The organism is Bradyrhizobium sp. 33ap4, from assembly GCF_032654765.1.
GTDB classification, from domain to species: domain Bacteria; phylum Pseudomonadota; class Alphaproteobacteria; order Rhizobiales; family Xanthobacteraceae; genus Bradyrhizobium; species Bradyrhizobium australafricanum.
Genome location: NZ_JAUMTJ010000019.1, coordinates 21,266 through 40,417 on the forward strand (window position 1 = coordinate 21,266; position 19,152 = coordinate 40,417).

Here is a 19,152-nt window from a genome sequence, read left to right on the forward strand (position 1 = left end):
GCAGCACCTTCCGCCGCCGTCGAGGTCAGCGCCGCCGCAACCACCGGCGCGTCGTTGGTGCCGGTGATCGTGATCGTGATGGGTTTGGTCGAGCTTGCGCCGTGGTTGTCCGTGACCGTCAGATTGTAGGTGACCGTCAGGGTCTCGCCCTGAGCCAGGAAATCGAAGGTCTGGTCGATTGCGCTGTAGCTGAAGCTGACCGAACCCGCGCCCGATCCCGTGCTGTCGGTCTCAGTCACTGTCAGCGAACTTGCCGTGGTTAACGCCGATACCTGAGCCGCGGTGAGCGGGCCGCCTGACCACGCAAAGTTGGGATCACTTTTGCTCACCACGTGCGTGTCGCTAAGATCAGCGTCGGTGAACGCTAGCGTCCCTGTCGTCGTGTCGTGATCGATCGTATCGCCGGTGTGGCCGGCGAGCTCGGTGATATTGTGCGGCCCGGAGGCGTCGGCGGAGAGCACCGGACCGTCGTTCACCCCCGTAAATGTCAACGTAGTCGTCGCCCAGCTCAGCGTTCCATTGCCCAGCCGAATGGCGTAGGTGAACTTGTCAACAAGAGTCTCGCCTGCCGCTTTCGCCTGAAGTTGCGCTGAGATGCTCGATGCGTCGTATCCAATTGTCCCGTCCGAATTGATCCAGATTTTAGCACCGAGCAGGCTCGTATCGGAGGTCCCTGCGTCGCCCGCAAGAGTGGTTGAATAGACTGTGTCTTTCGTCAGGAGATCGGCTGGAGCGTATTTACCGTTCGACGATGTAACGCTGACGCTAAGATCGTTGTCGACGGACCACAGCGACTTGGCGGCGCCACCAAGATCGTTGGCCATCACATTCAAGATGAGTATTCCCGACACGCTCGCTGAATAATTGTAACTATCGTCAACCGCCTGGGGCGTATTGCTGAACGACGTTGTCGTACCGCCTGAGGTGTTCTGAGTGGTGGCCATAGCTGCAATGCCTTTATGCGTTCAATATTCTGTTCGTACAATTCGCGTGTAAGTAATGGTTCAGCGATTCAATGAGAGCGATGAACGGCCTCGAATTTAGTGATGGGATTGATAGGTGACAGCGAAATAGCGCCTCGGCGACAAGGAGCGCATGTCGGACGGATCGTGTTCGGCTTCCATCGGCGCACCAGTTGCTACCGACGGGCTCGAAGCCAGCGGATCATTGGCCGGGGTGAGCGAGGTCTCGATCGAAAAATCGGCTGACCATGAAGGAGATGTAGACGCAGAATTTAAAGTTCCTTGGGAACGCGATTCGACTTCGCACCAGTTGATCATTGGTCGGACCTTCGGGATGAAACAATGCGACTCAATACACACTCCTTGAACTCTGCCGACGCAGAGCAGGCGTGATCGCACCCGAAAATCAATTCACAACAACACGCACACGATGCCCATCAGCAATATTCGTGGGGCGCGCCGCCAAAAGGCCGCCCTTGTGCCATTAGACGCCTACCGTGAAAAGACTCCGACCGCCATTACCCTGCCCGTTTCGCGTGCGGCCCTGCACTCCGCATGCTCGCAATTTTTCTTGTCTTTCAATATTCAGCTTCGAGAGGCTTCGGCGCCTGGTCCGCAAGACTGCGGGCGGCCAAACCTCTAAACCTAATTGAATGCAATTTGCCGCAAATTTGCGCAGCCGTCTAGAGCCGTGCGATTTGCTCTACTTTAACGATTAACGCCGTGCCGCCATGTGGTTCCCTCCTATCGTCAACAATGCCCCGTTGATTTACGGGGTCGCCTCAAACGTCGTATCCACGCGTAGCGCCGGTTTGGGCGCCGCGGGCTCCGACGCCATCCCGACCATGCCTTGTTTCGTCACTGAACAGTCCGCGCGCCGGCGCGGCCGATAGCCTGCTGCGCTCCTCTTCGAGCAGCTGCGAATGAAGCTTCTGGATCTGGATGTTGCGCTCGAGCAGGGAAATGGCTCGTGCTTGCACCTGCTCTGCCAACGCTTTGCGCGTTGTACTCTCGGAAACGCCAGCGACCGAACGGGTTCGGCCGCCTTGATTACGCAGGACGCGCGCTGCACCGCCTGTGCGATCTGGTCGGGGAAGGCGCTGCGGCATTCCGTGAGCGCGCCTTCAGGTTGACCGCTGGCGGCTCAGGCTCGGCCGCCTGCTCGATGGCATGGCGAGCGACCCCGCAACAGGCCAGCACGATACAGAGCGAAACGACGCGCGCGCCGGACATTGTCCCTCAGATCCTGCTGCGCGATTGACCGGGTCACCGGGCGTCTCATGAGTACGGCTGACGGCAATGCCGGTATCCCGTGGGCAAGCAGAGGATCCCGAACGAGAATACTCTCGTCCGAGCCCCTCCTCTGTCGTGCGGTCAGACGAAGCCTAAGTTGTTGTAGTGATCTAGATCGGTGTGGAGATGGCTTGCCGAGAGATCGATGGCTTGGCCGAGCAGCGGCACATTTACCACCGGGCCGCTCCATATCGCAGATGACGTCTTGACGGCCGAGCTCGACGTAAGGTCGTCCGCCACCGACAAGGTATGGAAATCCGCACTGTTTTCGATGGCACCCGGTTTGGCTTGCGTGTATTCGAGCCACTTGATTGCATCATCAATGTCGTGCCTTGCAGTGCCGGCCGAACCATTTCCGATTGCATTACCTTCAAGATAATTGAGCCAAGTGGCTACGACGTCCCTGCCCAACATATAGCGGCCATCCTGGACCTGCTTGTCGGACGCATTCAGCAGCGTAAGTGCATCGGCCGTCGAGATGAACAGCACGTTTTCGCCGATGTCCTGGACTCCGTTGAGATTGTAATCACCGATCAAGAGACCCGCTTTGTCAGCAGAGGTAACATGTGTGTCGTGATTTGAATCTACGGCATAGGTGATTTCGCCGCTCGCAAAGCCATCTGTTCCGGCCTGCTTAGGTTGATTATTTGCGTTACCGTCCCAGAATGTTTGCCAGGTCTTTTGTGCCCAGAAGCCGGGCGTCCGCACGCCCGGTCCCAGTAGGACGTGAGCCGTGTCGTAGTCCGTTACGTTTTGATTGTCAGTGACCGTGGCGGTATTATCGAATACGCCATCGCCACCATTGAGCCAGTTGTTGTCCAAGTCCGCTTGGGTCAATGTGTGGGTCGTTGTGTAGGTCCAGGTTTCACCCACATCGAGGACGTGGTTTCCGTTGTCTCCGGTCACGGTCGAATTGTCCAACGTGGCAAGGGAATAGCCTTCTAGCGCATCCGTTACTTTGACCCCGGTTAGCGTCACGTCGCCGGTGTTCTCCACGGTGATCTGATAGGTGATGACATCGCCAACATGATCAGCATGCCCTCCCGTGACGGAAAGGACCGTCTTGGTCAGATCGACCGACGGCTTGTAGTCGATCGGTTGATCCACCGAGTCGCTGACCGGGGTGGTCTGGTCGCTATCCGCGGTCGCCGTATTGGTGATCTTGTCGTCCTGGGTAAGATCAACCAGGTTCGAGCCGTGATTGTCGACGTCAGACTGCGTCAGCGTGTAGGTCGCCGCCAGATCCTCGCTGCTCCCAACCGCCAGGGTCGATAGGCCACCCGTCGGATCGCCCGTCAGCGGGTCGGTCACCGTCACGCCGGTCAACGTCACGTCACCCGTGTTCGCGACATGGATATTGTAGTGAATGATGTCGCCCGCGTCGGTCAGCCCGTCACCATTGACGTCATCTACCGACACCACTGTCTTCACGATCGACATCGACGGCTTGTAGTCGATCGGCTGATCAACCGAGTCGCTGACCGGGGAGGTCTGGTCGCTGTCCGCGGTCGCCGTATTGGTGATCTTGTCGTCCTGGATGAGATCAACCAGATTGGAGCCGTGGTTATCGATGTCGGCCTGCGTCAGCGTGTAGGTCGCCACCAGATCCTCGCTGCTACCGACGTTAAGCGTCGACAAACCGCCCGCCGGATCGCCCGTCAGCGGGTCAGTCACCGTCACGCCCGTCAGCGTCACATTACCCGTGTTCGCGACATGGATGTTGTAGTGAATGACGTCGCCCGCGTCGATCAGCCCGTCGCCGTTGACGTCGTCGACCGATACCACCGTCTTATCGACCGACATCGACGGCTTGTAGTCGATTGCGACAGACGCTGTATCTGTAGCATCGGGAACGCCCGTTGCTGATGCTGTAGCCAGATTGTCGATGAAGCCATCACCTGGCGCGCCACCTGCGCCGGTGCCGTAGCCATCATGGTCTATATCAGCCTGCTGAACGGTGTACGTCGCTGTGTACTGCCAGTGTTCGCCGGGATCGAGCAGGTTATTATGGTTCGTATCACCCAGATTGTACGTCGCATTATTGAAAGTCGTTGTCACGGCAACAGCAGCCGTGGCGCCTAAGCTTTCGATTTGGTCGGTAACTGACGTCAGGGTAAGCACGCCCGTTCCGGTATTCCCAACCTCAATGCTGTAATCAATCTGCTGGCCGGCATGGTCGACCACCAAATTTTGAGTATTGCCATCGATATCGTGAACCTGTTTGACGACGCTCAGCGCGCCGAGCCCGCTCCCTCCACTTCCGATGACACCCCATTCTTCAAAACCGCTATTTGCAGCATAGTCACCGCCAACAGCGCCAAACTGCGAATAGAGATAAACGTAAGGGTCGGCTCCGGACGTATCGAAATTGGAAAGTGGGACAAGGATCACATAATCACCCTTGCCGCTGCCCGCATCCCACTGCGCGTTAAGCAAAACCGTATTGTCGCCAAGGTCGAATTTCGGCGTTTCGCCGGCGAAGTCGGTCAGGAGATTACCGCTGCTTTCCTGATAGATCTTCAATTGATCCAACGAGATCAATTGGGGTTGGTTGGCCGACCCGTTTTGATTGATGTCGAGTCTGAACTCGAGGTACTGAGTTCCTGCAACGGTGCCGTTCTGACCATCTCCGGTGACCACCGGAATCGACGAAAGCAGGATTGCGTTGGTATGCGATGCTTGTTTGTCGTCAAGCGGCAGAGGCGAGCCATCCGTATTGTAGCCCTGCTCGGTGCCGTTGTTCTGGATAACCAGAAAGCTGTCGAATACGCCTGTGCCGGTCGAAGCAACCGACGTTACGTTCGTGAAAACTGCTCCGGTATCGGTGGTGGCTGTTGAGCTCTGAGCTGTAACGTCGATGGTAGCCATGAAGCATTAACCCCCTAAAATATGAGCATTCGCGGCAATGATCCGGCGCTGTATCCGGATCACCTGACCGCGCATTGCACGCGGTTGCCAAGCGCACGCAGCAAAAAAACCGCACCGCTAACGCGCTGCGGGGACGACAAATTCAAACCGGCATGTAATCCGCTTTTTCAAATTAACGCAATATCAACCTATCCGGGAAGAGATCGATCTCCCCCGCGCATCCGATCTCCGCTTTTCCGAGCTTTCGCCAGCGCGCCGACCTCAAAAATGCAAATGATTCCTGCTGGATGACCATTGAAATTTCAAATCCGGTCGAACCGTTGCTCGGCGCTCGCTTCGGACGCAAGCCCTCCGGCCAACGATGCAGGTAATTGTGGACCTCTCCGCGCAGACCAAGCTTCTGCGCCGAACGAGCAGGTATCGCAGCTCCTCTCGAGACGGCTCCCAAATTCCCTGATCGCGGGAGCGCCTGGCAGACCTTCCGCGGCACGAACGCGCAGAATATCAAAATAATGGCATGGCCGCTTGCAAGCCGGCCCGCGACCGCCGTCTTATCAGAAAGCGCACGATTCGTACGCTACCCGCGATCGCAAGAACTTCCGCTTCTTCCCTGCCAAGTCCTTGCTCCAGGATTAATCATTTCGGCTAGGGTGCTCACCCTGGATACGCCCGTGGAATTTTAGAACCACGCACGCCACCTGAGCAGACGCAAAGTCGGAGGCCAAGCGGTCTTAGGAAGACAACTATAACACTCAACTCCTTGGCTCACAGAACGACATGGCTACGATCCGACTTATTGACCATTGCAGTGCTATCGCTTGGAACGAACCGTGGATCATGGGGCGAATCTGAAGGTGTCCTTGAGAGACCGGCACGCGATGCAATCCGCAGGCTTTGACGAGAAAAACCTGGGGCGCCGGGCATGCCGACGCAGCCTCGCAGGGACGCGGTACGCTAATTAGGCCTGATGACGCCCCACACGTCGACACCTGCGCGCCAGGCCCGATCCTGCGCTGGCTCTTCCATTTGCCAGCGACGTAAGACGCGAGGTGCGCCTTGGTGTTGCCGAGCATTTGGTTTGCGCCCAGGTAAAGGCCGAAGGCGCGCCAAGCTCGCTCTCGATCCGCCGGACGTGTTCTGGGCTCGCGCATGATCAAGTTGATGGGGCCTCGGCGGTTAGTCTTCACCAGATCGCCGTATTCCTCGCATCAGGGTTGCGTATTCAAGGCTGAGCAATAGGATCAGACGATAAAGGCCGTAGCCGGTCGGACAGGCTTCGTAACAGAGCTGCACACCGACAAATCGGCTGGCGATCCGTTCAACGACCCGGCACATTCTGGTCTCCGACGTGCCGTCGCACGCATCGGCAGGGCGGCGCAGCCCGGGATCAAGCCCGCCGAGACCCAAGCCACGGGCCACGAGGATCCCCGGAGTTGTAGCACGGAATGTGGGGCGGCAGTTGCCGCCCCGAAGTTCGCCGACGCCTCAGGTTATTTGGCTGCTTCCTCTTGCGGCTGCGGCGGTGCCTTGGGCATCGACGTCAGCATACGAATTTTCCACTGGCCATTCTCACGAACATCGAGACTGGTCCAGAAGGCGTTCAATTCCAGAGGATCACCTTTCTCACTCTTGCCGGTTACGCAGGCCTCGCCGGTTCGCATAGCCATGTTCTCCGACAAGAGCTGAACGTCGGTTGTTCTTATTTCCAAGTGATTCATCCCGGCCTTGAACGCTCCTTCATAATATTTCGTGTTGTCAACAATCCCCCTGGCGTAACGCGCAGGTAATTTTTCGCAAAAAGTGAAGTAATGCCTGCAGCATCCTGCTTGTTGAAATACTGCTCATAGGCGGTGCTAATCTTCCCGAGTTCGTCCTTCTGACTTTGATCGAATGCATTTGCAGGAACTGCAGAAAGTAACAGTGAGAAACATACTGCTCCGAATAATTTGCGCATAATGTTCTTCCCTCTGTTGAAGCCTCAGGGATGGAGGCGGAGGCCCGTCCTCCATCGCTTGCTTAGTCCGTGATCGCCAGCCTAGACTTTGATGCAGATCAAAGTGCGTCGGCCTGTGGGCGCTTCGCGCAGCACGCGCTCTAACAGCCCACCCACCACGTGCGAAGCTATCTGAGGCACCCACGTCGTGTTCGTGGCCGAGCCACAGGATTAGGCGATAGAGCCCGCAGCTAGTCGAACCAGCCTCGCACAGAGGTGCACACCAATAAGCCGGCTGGCGGTCCGTTTAAAGGCTCGACGCATGCCGGTTGCCGACGCATCGACCTCACGGAAAAAGCGAACCTCTCCTCCCCGGCTTGTTTCGGCGATCGCGATGGCATTTTTCAGATTCGCGACGTCGATTCCGACAAAGCTTCTCAACGAACTGCCACGGCTCGTCCTCCCATGATGAGGATCGGCTCGGACGGCCCAATTGCCGCAGTGTAGGCGAGCCACCTCTCGGGAAGAGGCGGACATATGACCTTCCACTCAATAACACGTCCCGGAGTCGCCTCCGAGCCGGCCGCAACTGTCCCCATTGGATTGCCGCCATTGCGTGACCGCCGGCTGCGGCTTGCGCCCGTCCGCCGGCGCAGCCGATAGCCTGCTGCGCTCCTCTTCGAGGAGCTGCGAATGCAGCTTCTGGATCTGGATGTTGCGCTCGAGCAGGGACATTGTTCTTGCTTGAACCTGCTGGGCCAGCGCTTTGCGCAGGACATTCTCCCGATCGAGCAGATCGGGAAACGGCAATAGCGGTCGGACGAGCTCGGTCGCCTTGATCATGCATGACGCCCGCCCGACCGCCTGCGCGATCTGATCCGGAAACGCGTTCCGGCATTCCGCGAGTGCGCCGTTCAGGTTGACCGGTTCCGCCGCCGGCGTCGGTGTCGTTGTCGCCGCTGGTGTCGGCTCTGTGGCCGCTGTTGCCGTCTCCGTTATTGGATCCGGTGCCGGTCCCGCCTCCTTCTCGATGGCCTGGCGAGCGGCCCCGCAACAGGACAGCATGATGCAGAACGAGAGAACGACCAGGCATCTCGCGCGCCTTGCCCAACACTCCCTGGCGCCCGCCTCGATCGGACGCCCGATTGCGATATCGATCACGGCAAGCCCCATCGCGAGCTTCCCACCCTGCCTCCTGCTGATCCGAACATCGAGCAATGGGTCGATCGCGACGGCTCGTTAGCGATGCATGCGAGAGACTGGTCGAGGCGGCGCGACAGACACGCCGCCGCGCATCCACACCCGCCCGCTAGAATAACCATCTGCGTAATGTGGGGACGTAAGGCCGTCCTTCCTGCGGCGAAATTGGTATCGACCAAAACCTGCATCTGCAAAAAAGTGGTATCTCGAAATATCGCGCCGGCACGAAATGATGCCACTACACTAGACTGATTTTAGATGTAGTTTTGTCGGTGACGCAACAATCGCGTTGTGAGTATGGCGCGGCGGCACGGCCGCGCTGCACCTTTGCTCGGCTTCCACGGCGGGCGTTCGTTTCTGACGCTGCAGAGATCAGAATCGGCGTTGCGCACGCGCTCGAACCGCCGATGCCATCGAATCGCCATGGCGGCCAATTTTTCTGCGCTGGTGAATGCGGCTCCGTGCTTCGTCGGCGCGAACGGCCGCATCGTTGTTCAACGACAATCGTTTTGTTTGCGTGGGCGGCCAGCCGCGCGTTTTCGACCGTTATGTTATCAACAGGCGCACGATTCGTATGGCATCCGGGTTGGCGAAAATTTTCACTTTTTCCAAGCCGAGTCCTTGCTCTAGGATCAGTTATTTCAGTTTTGGCGCTCACCCACGATGCGCTCGAGGAATTTTCAAAACCAAAGCGTACAGCACTGATCCGGGCGTCATGGGGACTTGAGATGACCGATCGCATTGCACTTTTCATCGATGGCGCGAATCTTCACACCACGGTCAAGAACCTCGGTTTTGAAATCGATTTCCGGCGACTGCTCTCGGAGTTCGGCAAGCATGGACAGATCGTCCGCGCCTATTTCTACACGGTCGTGAGAGACGACGACGAGTTCAGCAGCCTTCGGCCACTGGTGGATTGGCTCGATTACAACGGATATGCGGTCAGGAGAAAGTTGGCCAAAACGCACGATGACGGCGAAGGGCGGCGGCGAATGAAGCGCAGCATCGGCATCGAGCTCGCGGTCGACGCATTGGAAATCGCGCACCGCATCGACCACGCGTACCTGTTCTCTGGCGACGGTGATTTGCGCGCCGTTGTCGAAGCCGTCAGGCGGGCTGGTGTCCGCGTGACGGTCGTTTCCAGCATCCGAACAAAGCCTCCCATGATCGCCGATGAGCTTCGCAGGCAAGCTGACGTCTTCCTCGAACTCGAAAGCCTCAGGGCATCGATCGAACGTCCAGCGCACCCGATCGCGCCCGAGTGAAATCGCGGGCGCCTCTTCCGGCGAGGAAGCAACGCAGCTCTGCTTATCCGTAAATCACCGAGTTGCGCGAGTCGGGCGCTGACATCACTATCCTCCAAACAACGAAACAGAGGGTAACACCCATGTGGAGGTCGGTCGGCTGTCTGTTGCTGTTCTTGGCGGCGACGAGCGCTGCGATCGCCGAACCTTCCCGGTTCACCTGCGACACGCCGCGAGGCAAACGGGTCGAGCTCGGCCCGTCAGGCAAAGGCGGTGACGCCCAGTGGATCGATGACGATCTCGATACGGTCCGGCCCGCAGTCGTGATCGATGGCGACACCTTCACGGTCACCTGGGGGACATCTGTCGCGGCAGAAGGCAAGGGAGGAGCCAAGCTCACGACCTACGTCTTTGCGGCCGCCCGCCGTACCGCCGCGTCGATCTTCGCGACCCGCACGGACGACACCACGGCCGAGATCTTCCGGTTCTATTTTGGCGACAAGTCGCTCTACAAACTAACGAGCCGCCTGGGAGGCCCCTCCGCGGACACCAAGGCCGCGCCCTTCGTTGCAACCTACCTGGCGACCTGTCGCCAGCAGTAGCCGGCTGCCGCCAACCTTAAGATGGGCTTAACTGATCTTTCATGTTCCGGTCCCCGTGTTGCGGCTCGGCACCAGTTCGCGCGATCACAGAACATCATATAAATCACTGAATTTTAATAAAAATGTTTAGATTTGCGCGCACCAGACCTCGGATGGTTCGGCCCCCACTTAGGGCGCCTGTGTGGCTGAAATGTCATAGGTCGCGGAACTGTCCTTTGTTACCCTTTGGAGGATTCTACATAATATTTTTGTGAGTAGGGGCTGAGATTATGAAGTCGGCATACACGGTCATAGCGTGCCTATGTCTGGCGGCAACGCCAGCATGTGCCGAGGTTTTTTCTATTAATGATGCACTACGCCAGGCCATGCAGACCAATCCGGGTGTTGGCGAGGCTTCCGCGAACCGGCGGGCGACGGAAAGCGAGCTGCGGCAAACCCAAAGCACATTGCTGCCGCAGGTGCGCATTGACGCCAGCTACGGCCCGGAAAAATTCGATCAATCGCCAGGCTTCATCACCCCGAACATTCAGGCGGCACCGACCGTGGGCTCAGGACCATGGCGCAATGGCAGCCAGGAATCGGTCGTGGTGCGCCAGCTGCTGTGGGACGGTTTTTCGTCGATCTATGACGTCTGGCGCCAGACCGCGCGGGTCAATGCCGCCGCCTCCCGCGTCAAGGAGAGAACCGAGCTGCTGGCCCTCGACGCCGCCGAAGGCTACATGGACGTCGTCCGCTACATCCGGTTGGTCAGCCTCGCCCAGCAGAACGTCGCCAACCACGAGAAGATCTTTGCAAACGTGAACTCCCGCTTCTCGGGTGGCCGGGCCGGCGAAGGCGACCTGGAGCAAGCGCGGGAGCGCGTCGAAGCTGCCCGTGCGGCACTCGCCGAATTCCAGCGCAGCCTCGATGACGCCCGGGCAAAGTACCGCAAGGTTGTTGGCCTTGAGCCGATCAATGTTCGCTTCCCCGCCCCTCTCGCAGGATTGCCGCACAGCCGCGACGAAGCGCTGGCGACCACCCTCCGATTCAATTCGACGATCGCGGCGGCCCAGTCCGACGCCGACGCCGCCAAGCATGCGTTCAAGGCCACCGACGGCACGTTCGGCCCGAAATTCTATCTCGAGGGACGGGCAACCCATTACGACAACTCCTACCCCTACGTGGCGACCCCCGGGACTCCCTCCATCACGCATGAGGACTACAGCGGCAAGGTCGTCATGTCGTGGGACATCTTCCGCGGCGGCCAAGATGCCTGGAACAGGTCAGAGAAGGCCGAGCGCTATACCGAAGCCACCATGCGCCACGCCCGCCTGCAGCGCGACGCGTATGAGTCGATCGACAAGGCGTGGAATGCCCGTACAATTACGGCTACCCGCATCGGTGCTCTGACCCGTGAGCTGGAAGCAGCCAGGAAGACCATCACGGCGTTCCAGAAGGAATATGAACTCGGCCAGCGTTCGCTGATCGATCTCCTGAACGCGCAGAACCAGTTCTTCAACGCATCGGTCTCGCTCACCTCCGCCCGCAGCGTCGTCGTTTTCGCCGACTACCAGCTGCTGGCCGCGATGGGGACCCTGATTGAGTACCTGAAGGCTCCGCCGCCGGTCGATGCTGCGCCGACGGACATGCTTTCGATTGGCCTGCCCCGCTACTCGTTCCCGACTCTTCGCGTGAACCTCCCGCAAACCGGGTCCGAGCCGCTGCACGTCGCCGTTCCGGCGCCTGTCGCCCGTCCTGCCAAGACCTATGCGGCAACCCAGCCGAAGGACGTTGGCTTTGCGGACCGTTTCACCGGTGCGACGACGACCGCAGCGGTGCCCGGTTCAACGGAATGGATGCAGCAGCAAAAGACGGCTGCGGACGGCCCGAACGTGATTTACGCGGATCCGTCGGTCACGGCGAACGCGAGCTCCTATGCGTCGACCAAGCCCCACTGGCTGCTGTCGGCCTTCCCGAGTTCCGCTCGATAGTGACCGCCAACAAGCTCAGGACAGGACTGCCGGAAGGGCCCCAAGTCGGGGCCCTTTCGATTCCTTATTAATCGTTAAGATAAGTTTCGCTGAATTTGTTCGCTGTTTGTTGTAGTCTGCCCGAAATCTAATGCGATTGCTGCATTTCCATTTTGCTTGTCGAGGTTTCAGTTGTTGTTTCGCACCCCCAGCGCGGCGGCCGACGCCGTCCGCCCCTCGCCGGATGACTCAACCTCAAAGCCTGCCGCGACAAACAGGCCACGCGCGCTGGGCGACGATCCCCTCACCGCGTCGTTGACTTATCTCGCCGCCCATCATGGCCGCGCGGTGAGCCGCGAAGCTCTGCTCGGCGCACTTCCGATCACGGACGGACGCTTGTCCGTTTCGCTCTACGACCGCGCCGCCAGGCGCGCGGGTCTGGAGACCGAGGCCGTCAAGCGCGACATTTCAGACATTCCCGCGCTGGTCCTGCCGGCCGTCCTCGTTATGAAGAACGGCTCTGCGCTGATCCTTCTGGGCGTGGACCCGGCGAACAAGTCGATCAAGGTCGTTGATCCGGCGACGCCGAACAGCCCGCGCGTCGCCGACATCGCCTCGCTCGCCACGGACTATACCGGCTATGCGTTCCTGGTGAGAAGCGCGCCGCAGGCCGATGCGCGCGCCGCCGCCGCAGGCGACATCCCCAAGAGCCACTGGTTCTGGTCGGTGGTGAAGACGCATTGGCGCAGCTACGGGCACATCGCGGTCGCGGCTTTTCTGACCAACATCCTCGCGCTCGCGACGCCGCTGTTCACGATGAGCGTCTATGACCGCGTCATCCCCAACGGGGCAATCCCCTCCCTGATCGCGCTCTCGATCGGCATGGGGCTCGGCATCGTGTTCGATTTCATCTTCCGCATGGTCCGCAGCCGCATGATCGACGTGACCGGCAAGACCATCGACGTCGTGCTGGCCGCAAACATCTTCGAGCACGTGATGTCGGTGAAGATGGCGCAGCGGCCGACTTCGGTTGGCATCCTGGCCAATCAGCTCCGCGACTTCGACTCGGTGCGCGAGTTCTTCACCTCCGGAAGCGTGGTTTCGGCAACCGACCTGCTGTTCGCCATCCTCTTCGTCGGGGTGCTGTTCCTCATCGCCGGACCGCTGGCCTGGATCCCGCTGATCATGCTGCCGCTGGTCATGCTGATCGGCTTCCTGCTGCAGCGTCCGCTCGATCGGGCCATCAAGCGGCTGCAGGCCGAATCCGCCGCCCGGCACGGCGTGCTGGTCGAATCCCTGTCCGGCCTCGAAACCGTCCGCGCGACCGGCGCCGAGGCCCGCATGCAGACCTTGTGGGAACGCTCGGTTGCCGCGACCGCCCGATCCGGCGAGGACGTTCACTTCTGGTCGTCGATGTCGCTGACGAGCGCGAGCACGGCCCAGCAGATCACGAGCCTGCTCCTCGTCATCGTCGGCATTTTCCTGATCCTCGACGGCAAGCTGAGCGTCGGCGCGCTGGTCGCCGCAAACATGCTCGCCGGCCGCGTTCTGGCGCCGATCGCCGGGATCGCCGCGGTGATCACCAAGGGTACGCAGACGATCACGGCACTCAAGGCGATCGATCGCATCATGTCGATCGAGCGGGAACGCTCGCCGACCCGGTCCTACGTCGCAAGACGAATCGAAGACGGCAAGGTCGCCTTCGAGAACGTATCGTTCGCTTACCCCAACGCGCCGGCTAACGCGCTCGAAAAGGTCAGCTTCAAGATCGAGGGCGGAGAAAGGGTCGGCATCATCGGCAGGGTGGGCTCTGGCAAGACCACGGTCGGCAGGTTGCTGCTCGGATTTTACGAGCCGAAGGAAGGCCGCATCCTGGTCGATGGCGTCGACTCGCGCCAATATGATCCCTCGGACCTGCGCGCCGGCATCGGCTTTGCGATGCAGGATACCGACCTGTTCTTCGGCAAGCTGCGCGACAACATCGCCCTTGGCAAACCGGAAGCGACCGACGAGGAAGTCCTGCTTGCCGCGCGGCTTTCGGGCGTCGAAAGCTTCATCGCCGGTCACCCGATGGGCTATGACATGCCCATCTCGGAAGGCGGCCGCAGCCTGTCGGGCGGCCAGAAGCAGGCCATCGGACTCGCGCGCGTTCTGATCCGCAAGCCTCGCGTGCTCTTTCTCGACGAGCCGACGGCGCACTTCGATATTCGCAGCGAACAGGAGTTCCTTGAGCGGCTCAAGGGCCTCGATGATGATCGCATGACCATCATCATTTCGACCCACCGCCTGTCATTGCTGAACATGGTCGATCGCTTGCTGCTGTTCGACAATGGCCGCCTGGTTGCCGACGGCCCGCGCGACAAGGTGCTCGCTTTGCTCCAGGGCCGGCCGGCGTCCGCGGCCCCGTCGCCGGAGAATACGATTCAGCCGAAATCCGCATAACGAGCAAATACATTATGGCGTCTTCCGATTTCACATTTGCAAATGATATCCGGTCCGCGGCGCTGCTGCGCACGCCGCGCACCTCCCGCATGCTGTTGTGGACGTCGTGCGCGCTCCTTGCGACGTTCTTGATCTGGGCTCATTTTGCCGTGCTGGACGAGGTCAAGCGCGGCAGCGGCCGCGTCGTGCCGTCGCGGCAGATGCAGGTGGTTCAATCGCTCGAAGGCGGGATCGTCGGCGACATCCTGATCCGGGAAGGCGACATCGTGCAGCAGGGCCAGTCCCTGATGCGGATCGATGATACGAAATTCGCTTCCGAGTTCGGCGAAATCCGCGAGCGCCGTGCGGCGATGGCGGCGCGGGTGGCCCGCCTCGACGCCGAGGCGCGCGGCCGAGCCGAGATCGCCTTCCCGGATGATCTCGACAAGATGGTTCCCGCCGCCGTCGCGACCGAGACCAGCGTGTTCAAGATGCGGGGTCAGAAGGTCGCGCAGGACATCGACGTCCTCAACCAGCAGGTCACTCGCCTCACCGGCTCCCTCAAACTCCTGGAGCGCGAGCAGACCCTGACGCGCAGGCTGTATGAGCAGAAGGTCGTGCCCGAGATCGAGATGCTGCGACTTGATCGGCAGGCAACCGAGATGAAGGGACAGCTGGCCGAAGCGCAGTCGAAGATCGCGAACATCACCGCGTCGTTCCGTTCACAGGCCGACGAGGACCTGGCCAAATCGCGCGCCGACCTCGCCGTGCTCGACGAGAATATCAAGTCCGCCCAGGACCGGGTGCGCCGCACGGATCTGAAGGCGCCGGTCCACGGCATCGTCAACAAACTGAACATCAGTACCATCGGTGCCGTCGTACAGCCGGGCGCCAACCTGATGGACATCGTGCCGCTGGACGACACGTTGCTGGTGGAAGGCCGGATTCGTCCCCAGGACATCGCGTTTATCCGTCCCGACCAGGACGCGGTGGTGAAGATCAGCGCCTATGATTCCTCGGTCTACGGATCGCTGAAGGGCAAGGTCGAACGCATCAGCGCCGACACCATCGTCGACGACAAGGCGGAAAAGACCGAACGCCAAGAGACCTTCTACCGGGTCATGGTGCGTACCGATAAGAACCATCTCGGCACCGAGCAGCATCCGCTGCCGATCATTCCGGGCATGGTGACCACGGTCGAGGTCCTGACCGGCGAGAAATCCGTGCTGGACTACATCGTGAAGCCTGCCCGCCTGCTGCGTGACGAGGCCCTGCGCGAACGCTGATCGGGACCACGGTGACCGTGGTTAACCGGTCGTGACCTCGGTTCGTTCAATTTCGAACGAACCGGCAAACCCCGGATTGACCGCCTTTTCGACATTCGAGGCGGCACCCCCTCCACTTAACTCCGCTTAAGCGGCCAAAGCGCCAGTCTGCGTCCCGATAACAGCGGGGACGCAGATCGACGCACAGACGTTGACGGTCCCCGGCATTGGGGACGTCATATGAAGTCGCTGAAGTTTGCTTCGTCGGCGGTCATGGCCGCGGCTGCACTGACAATCGGTCTTTGCGCAGCGCCTGCCGCATTTGCCGCGGACGAGCTCTCTCTCGGAAAATCCGCCGGCGAGCTCGCGCCCGCAGCGGAGGCCGCGTCGAACCGCCCGCCTGCCACCTTCTTCACCATCGCCGACGTCCTGGCCAAGCTCGACCGGCAGCGCGGCCGTGGTCCGAACGCCATTCGCACCGCCTCGCTCACGCCGCCAAATACTGCGACCGACGCGGTGCCTGCGGCAAAGCCGCTTCCGCCTGTCGGCGCCGAGCCGTTTGGCCTGTTCACCTTCCGCGCACCGGAAAACGGCCTGTGGCGCAAATGGCGCGGCCTCGAATCCGATCTCGCAAAGGAGCAGAGCGTTCTCGAGCAATGCCGCGAGAACGCGACCGCCTGCCCGTCGCAAGCCGCGCAATTCCTTCGCCTGATCGGCGCGGTCAAGTCCAAAGCCGCACGCGACCGGCTGGATGAGGCCAACCGCGCCGTCAACCAGGCGATCCGCTATGTTAGCGACTTCGCCCAGCACGGCGAGGCCGACCGCTGGACCGCGCCGCTCGCCACCTTCGCGACCGGCAAGGGCGACTGCGAGGACTATGCGATCGCAAAATACATCGCGCTCAGCGAGGCCGGCTTCCCGCACGAGGATCTGCGCCTGGTGCTGGGTCGCGATCGCGCCATCCGCCAGGATCATGCCGTGCTGGCGGCGCGGCTGGACGGCCATTGGTTGATCCTGGACAGCCGCAGCTCCGAACTGATTGATGACGGCGAGTTCGGCAACTTCACGCCGATGTTCGCGATCAACGACCGCGGCGTGCAGTTGTTTGCGGCACCTTACGCCAAGCGGCTCCCGCTCGGCGATGAACTCGACGCGGCGCCGGCGGCCGCCAATGCGGCGGAGACCGAATGGACCGGCGTGGAAGCGCTGGACGCGGCAAGCCCGCTCTTGGGCTTCCTGCCCGTGCTGATGTGATTGCGCGCGAGAAAGGCGACAATTCAATCAATAAAAATCCGCGGAGAGGTCTCCGCGGATTTTCGATTTTGCTGCGGGCCTGGCCTAGAAAATATGAACGTTCGTAGCCGCCGGCAAGCCGGTGCTCACATGTGCGAGGTCCACCTTGTCGGAGCCTGTGCCATTTGCCGAGTACCAGAGCTCCTGGGTCGTATTGTTGAAGAAGAGCTTGTTCGTGCTTGCACTTTCGTTCCAGGCGCTGGCGTTGTTTTCGGTCTGGCCGGTGACTGCCGATGACGTGAACTGACCAGCCGTAAGGGCGTTTGAAACGCCCGTCGGCAGGCTCAGACCGGCCACGTCGAGAAGGAGTGTATCACCGCTGTTGAAATCACTGATGATATCGTGGGCGCTGAGATTGAGAACAAACTTGTCGTCCCCACCATTGCCAGTGAGCGTCTCGTTGGTTGGTCCGGCGACAATGACATCATTGCCGGCCGTGCCCAGCAGGGTCGTGGTGCCATTGATGTTGATATTGATGGTGCTCGACGCCGTGTCGCCGTCACCGTCAATCGTCGACACGTTGAAGCTCAGATCCTCGGAGACGTTCTTTGTCGACGAAACTCCGACGCCAACCAGGTCGACCTTGCCGCTACCTGTCACGTCCGTGAACTGGACAGTGTAGAGCTGCAGGCCGGCCGGCGCTGTGGGCGTCGACCATTCGGTGGCGACCGTGGTGTGGGTTGAAGGATCGAAATCACCGGATACCGATGTGATGGAGGCGGCGTGCACTCCGTCCCAATAGGAGACGACGTAGTGAATGTCGTCGCCGGCTTTGTAACCGCTGAACGTGTAGTTCGCTACCGATTCGTGTGCTGGAGGATGGAACCCCGCGTTGCCGGCGGGGCTGGCGCTTGCGCCGTCCGTGAAGTCAAACAGCAGCTTTTCGTTGGGATCGAAGTTATTGTTGCCGACGCCCCAACCGTTGGTCGATCCGTTCACGCTGCCTTGAGCACCGCCGGAGGCCGTGCCCGAAATAACCGCCAGCTGATCGGTGCTCGAGGAAAGCATCTGCTCTTGCGAGGGTCCCGAGCCGAAGGCGGATGAACTGCCGACATCCTGGATCGTTGTCTCCGTGAATGGCTGAAGCAATGTGAATAGGTAGTGACCGGTTGTGTCATCCAGAGTCAGCGTGAAGATATTGTTCGCTGCTGATGGGGCCGCACCGATATAGGCCGTCAAATTCTGTCCAAATGCGTCGATGGAATAGTGCACGGCCTGGCCATTGAACGTCAGGCCGGCCGGCGCCGTATTTCCAGTCAAGGTGAAGTCATATGCGCCAAAACCATCGGCGCCGGAGAACACGGGTAGGTTACCTAGCACGGACATTCCCGCGTAATCGGCAATGATTCCATGCTCGATCGTGCCGAAACTCGGGCCGTCGTCGAGGAAGCTGATATGAGTGCTGATGTCGGCGGTGGCCGTCACATGATCGCCATCGGCGTCCGTCAACGTGACCGTCGCGCCGATCTTGCCAGCCGTCATCGTCAGCAGATCGTTCGGACTGGCGGTGCTGTTGTGGTGGAGGGAGAGATAGTCCGCCACATAGAGCTGACCGGTGATCGGATCGATGGCGATCGCGAACGCCGTTTGGCCCGTCAGGCTGGGGTTGGCGGCATCGTTGCCCACAGTACCGATGATCCGGCCGCTGGCATCCAGCGACAGCGCGATCCCTGTGCCATCCGTCAATGTCAGGCCTGACGCAGCGCTGAGGACGCTCAACGCATAGGTCGTAGACCCCGCGCCGTCAGAACCGAAGCTGCCCCCGGCCACCGTCAGGATGCTGCTCGCGCCCGTCGAGGCAAAGCTGAGCGCACCGTTGTCAAGTGACGCTGCCGACACGTCGGTGTCGACGCCCTTGTTCGCAACCGTGCTGAACAGCGCGGCGACAGTGCTGGCGGCACCGTTGAACGTGATCGCAGTGGAGCCGAGCACGTCGCTCGCGCCGCCGGTGGTCTGCAGGCCGGGCGTCTCGTCCACGCCGATCTTAGCTGCGCTGACCGTCGCTGTCGGCGCCGTCGGACCGTCGTCGTGGATCGCAAACACTCCGCTGCCGAGGTCGATGCCCTTGGTGACGTGATCGCCGTCGGCGTCGGTCACCGTCTGGTTCAGCAGCAGCGTGTTC

Annotated in this window: 12 protein-coding genes; 6 read left to right on the forward strand and 6 right to left on the reverse strand. The window is 60.4% G+C overall.

Annotation, left to right across the window (positions count from 1 at the left end):
• The 5 genes from Q2M23_RS16375 to Q2M23_RS16395 all read right to left on the reverse strand — a co-directional run.
• Nucleotides 1-944, reverse strand: a 944-nt coding sequence (locus Q2M23_RS16375) for a VCBS domain-containing protein (protein ID WP_316396133.1), incomplete at its 3' end; no start/stop codon positions are given.
• 1,392 nt (nucleotides 945-2,336) lie between these two features.
• On the reverse strand, nucleotides 2,337-5,123 hold the full coding sequence (locus Q2M23_RS16380) for a hypothetical protein (RefSeq protein ID WP_316396134.1): 2,787 nt from the start codon (nucleotides 5,121-5,123) through the stop codon (nucleotides 2,337-2,339).
• A 1,490-nt stretch (nucleotides 5,124-6,613) separates the two neighbouring features.
• Nucleotides 6,614-6,790 (reverse strand): hypothetical protein, encoded by a 177-nt coding sequence (locus Q2M23_RS16385; RefSeq protein WP_316396135.1) that lies wholly within the window; start codon nucleotides 6,788-6,790, stop codon nucleotides 6,614-6,616.
• Nucleotides 6,791-6,837: 47 nt separating this feature from the next.
• Nucleotides 6,838-7,077, reverse strand: coding sequence for a hypothetical protein (locus tag Q2M23_RS16390; RefSeq protein WP_316396136.1), 240 nt, complete (start codon nucleotides 7,075-7,077; stop codon nucleotides 6,838-6,840).
• 528 nt (nucleotides 7,078-7,605) lie between these two features.
• Nucleotides 7,606-7,899 carry a hypothetical protein gene (locus Q2M23_RS16395; protein WP_316396137.1) on the reverse strand — a complete coding sequence of 98 codons (294 nt, stop codon included), beginning with the start codon at nucleotides 7,897-7,899 and terminating at the stop codon, nucleotides 7,606-7,608.
• Nucleotides 7,900-8,984: 1,085 nt separating this feature from the next.
• Here Q2M23_RS16395 and Q2M23_RS16400 point away from each other — a divergent pair.
• The 6 genes from Q2M23_RS16400 (at nucleotide 8,985) to Q2M23_RS16425 (ending at nucleotide 16,991) form a co-directional block, all read left to right on the forward strand.
• Complete coding sequence (locus tag Q2M23_RS16400; protein WP_316396138.1) at nucleotides 8,985-9,521, forward strand: NYN domain-containing protein; 537 nt, start codon at nucleotides 8,985-8,987, stop codon at nucleotides 9,519-9,521.
• Between the two features lie 122 nt (nucleotides 9,522-9,643).
• Nucleotides 9,644-10,102: a hypothetical protein gene (locus Q2M23_RS16405; protein WP_253609344.1), complete on the forward strand. Its 459-nt coding sequence runs from the start codon at nucleotides 9,644-9,646 to the stop codon at nucleotides 10,100-10,102.
• Between the two features lie 269 nt (nucleotides 10,103-10,371).
• Nucleotides 10,372-12,072 (forward strand): TolC family outer membrane protein, encoded by a 1,701-nt coding sequence (locus Q2M23_RS16410; protein WP_316396139.1) that lies wholly within the window; start codon nucleotides 10,372-10,374, stop codon nucleotides 12,070-12,072.
• A 267-nt stretch (nucleotides 12,073-12,339) separates the two neighbouring features.
• Entirely contained in the window at nucleotides 12,340-14,493 is a 2,154-nt protein-coding gene (locus Q2M23_RS16415) for a type I secretion system permease/ATPase (RefSeq protein ID WP_316396176.1), read from the forward strand.
• 14 nt (nucleotides 14,494-14,507) lie between these two features.
• A complete protein-coding gene (locus Q2M23_RS16420) occupies nucleotides 14,508-15,758 on the forward strand; it encodes an HlyD family type I secretion periplasmic adaptor subunit (protein WP_076826192.1) in 1,251 nt (416 codons plus the stop codon).
• A 219-nt stretch (nucleotides 15,759-15,977) separates the two neighbouring features.
• Nucleotides 15,978-16,991: a transglutaminase-like cysteine peptidase gene (locus Q2M23_RS16425; RefSeq protein WP_316396140.1), complete on the forward strand. Its 1,014-nt coding sequence runs from the start codon at nucleotides 15,978-15,980 to the stop codon at nucleotides 16,989-16,991.
• Nucleotides 16,992-17,075: 84 nt separating this feature from the next.
• Here the strand turns inward: Q2M23_RS16425 and Q2M23_RS16430 are convergent.
• Nucleotides 17,076-19,152: DUF5801 repeats-in-toxin domain-containing protein (locus Q2M23_RS16430; RefSeq protein WP_316396141.1), on the reverse strand; the 2,077-nt coding region annotated here is incomplete at its 5' end.

Excerpts from the sequence above, each read along its gene's own strand:
- Q2M23_RS16410 (WP_316396139.1), top strand. The coding sequence starts at position 10,372 with ATGAAGTCGGCATACACGGTCATAGCGTGCCTATGTCTGGCGGCAACG.
- Q2M23_RS16420 (WP_076826192.1), top strand. The coding sequence starts at position 14,508 with ATGGCGTCTTCCGATTTCACATTTGCAAATGATATCCGGTCCGCGGCG.
- Q2M23_RS16400 (WP_316396138.1), top strand. The coding sequence starts at position 8,985 with ATGACCGATCGCATTGCACTTTTCATCGATGGCGCGAATCTTCACACC.
- Q2M23_RS16425 (WP_316396140.1), top strand. The coding sequence starts at position 15,978 with ATGAAGTCGCTGAAGTTTGCTTCGTCGGCGGTCATGGCCGCGGCTGCA.
- Q2M23_RS16405 (WP_253609344.1), top strand. The coding sequence starts at position 9,644 with ATGTGGAGGTCGGTCGGCTGTCTGTTGCTGTTCTTGGCGGCGACGAGC.
- Q2M23_RS16380 (WP_316396134.1), bottom strand. The coding sequence starts at position 5,123 with ATGGCTACCATCGACGTTACAGCTCAGAGCTCAACAGCCACCACCGAT.
- Q2M23_RS16385 (WP_316396135.1), bottom strand. The coding sequence starts at position 6,790 with ATGGCTATGCGAACCGGCGAGGCCTGCGTAACCGGCAAGAGTGAGAAA.
- Q2M23_RS16395 (WP_316396137.1), bottom strand. The coding sequence starts at position 7,899 with ATGATCAAGGCGACCGAGCTCGTCCGACCGCTATTGCCGTTTCCCGAT.
- Q2M23_RS16390 (WP_316396136.1), bottom strand. The coding sequence starts at position 7,077 with ATGCGCAAATTATTCGGAGCAGTATGTTTCTCACTGTTACTTTCTGCA.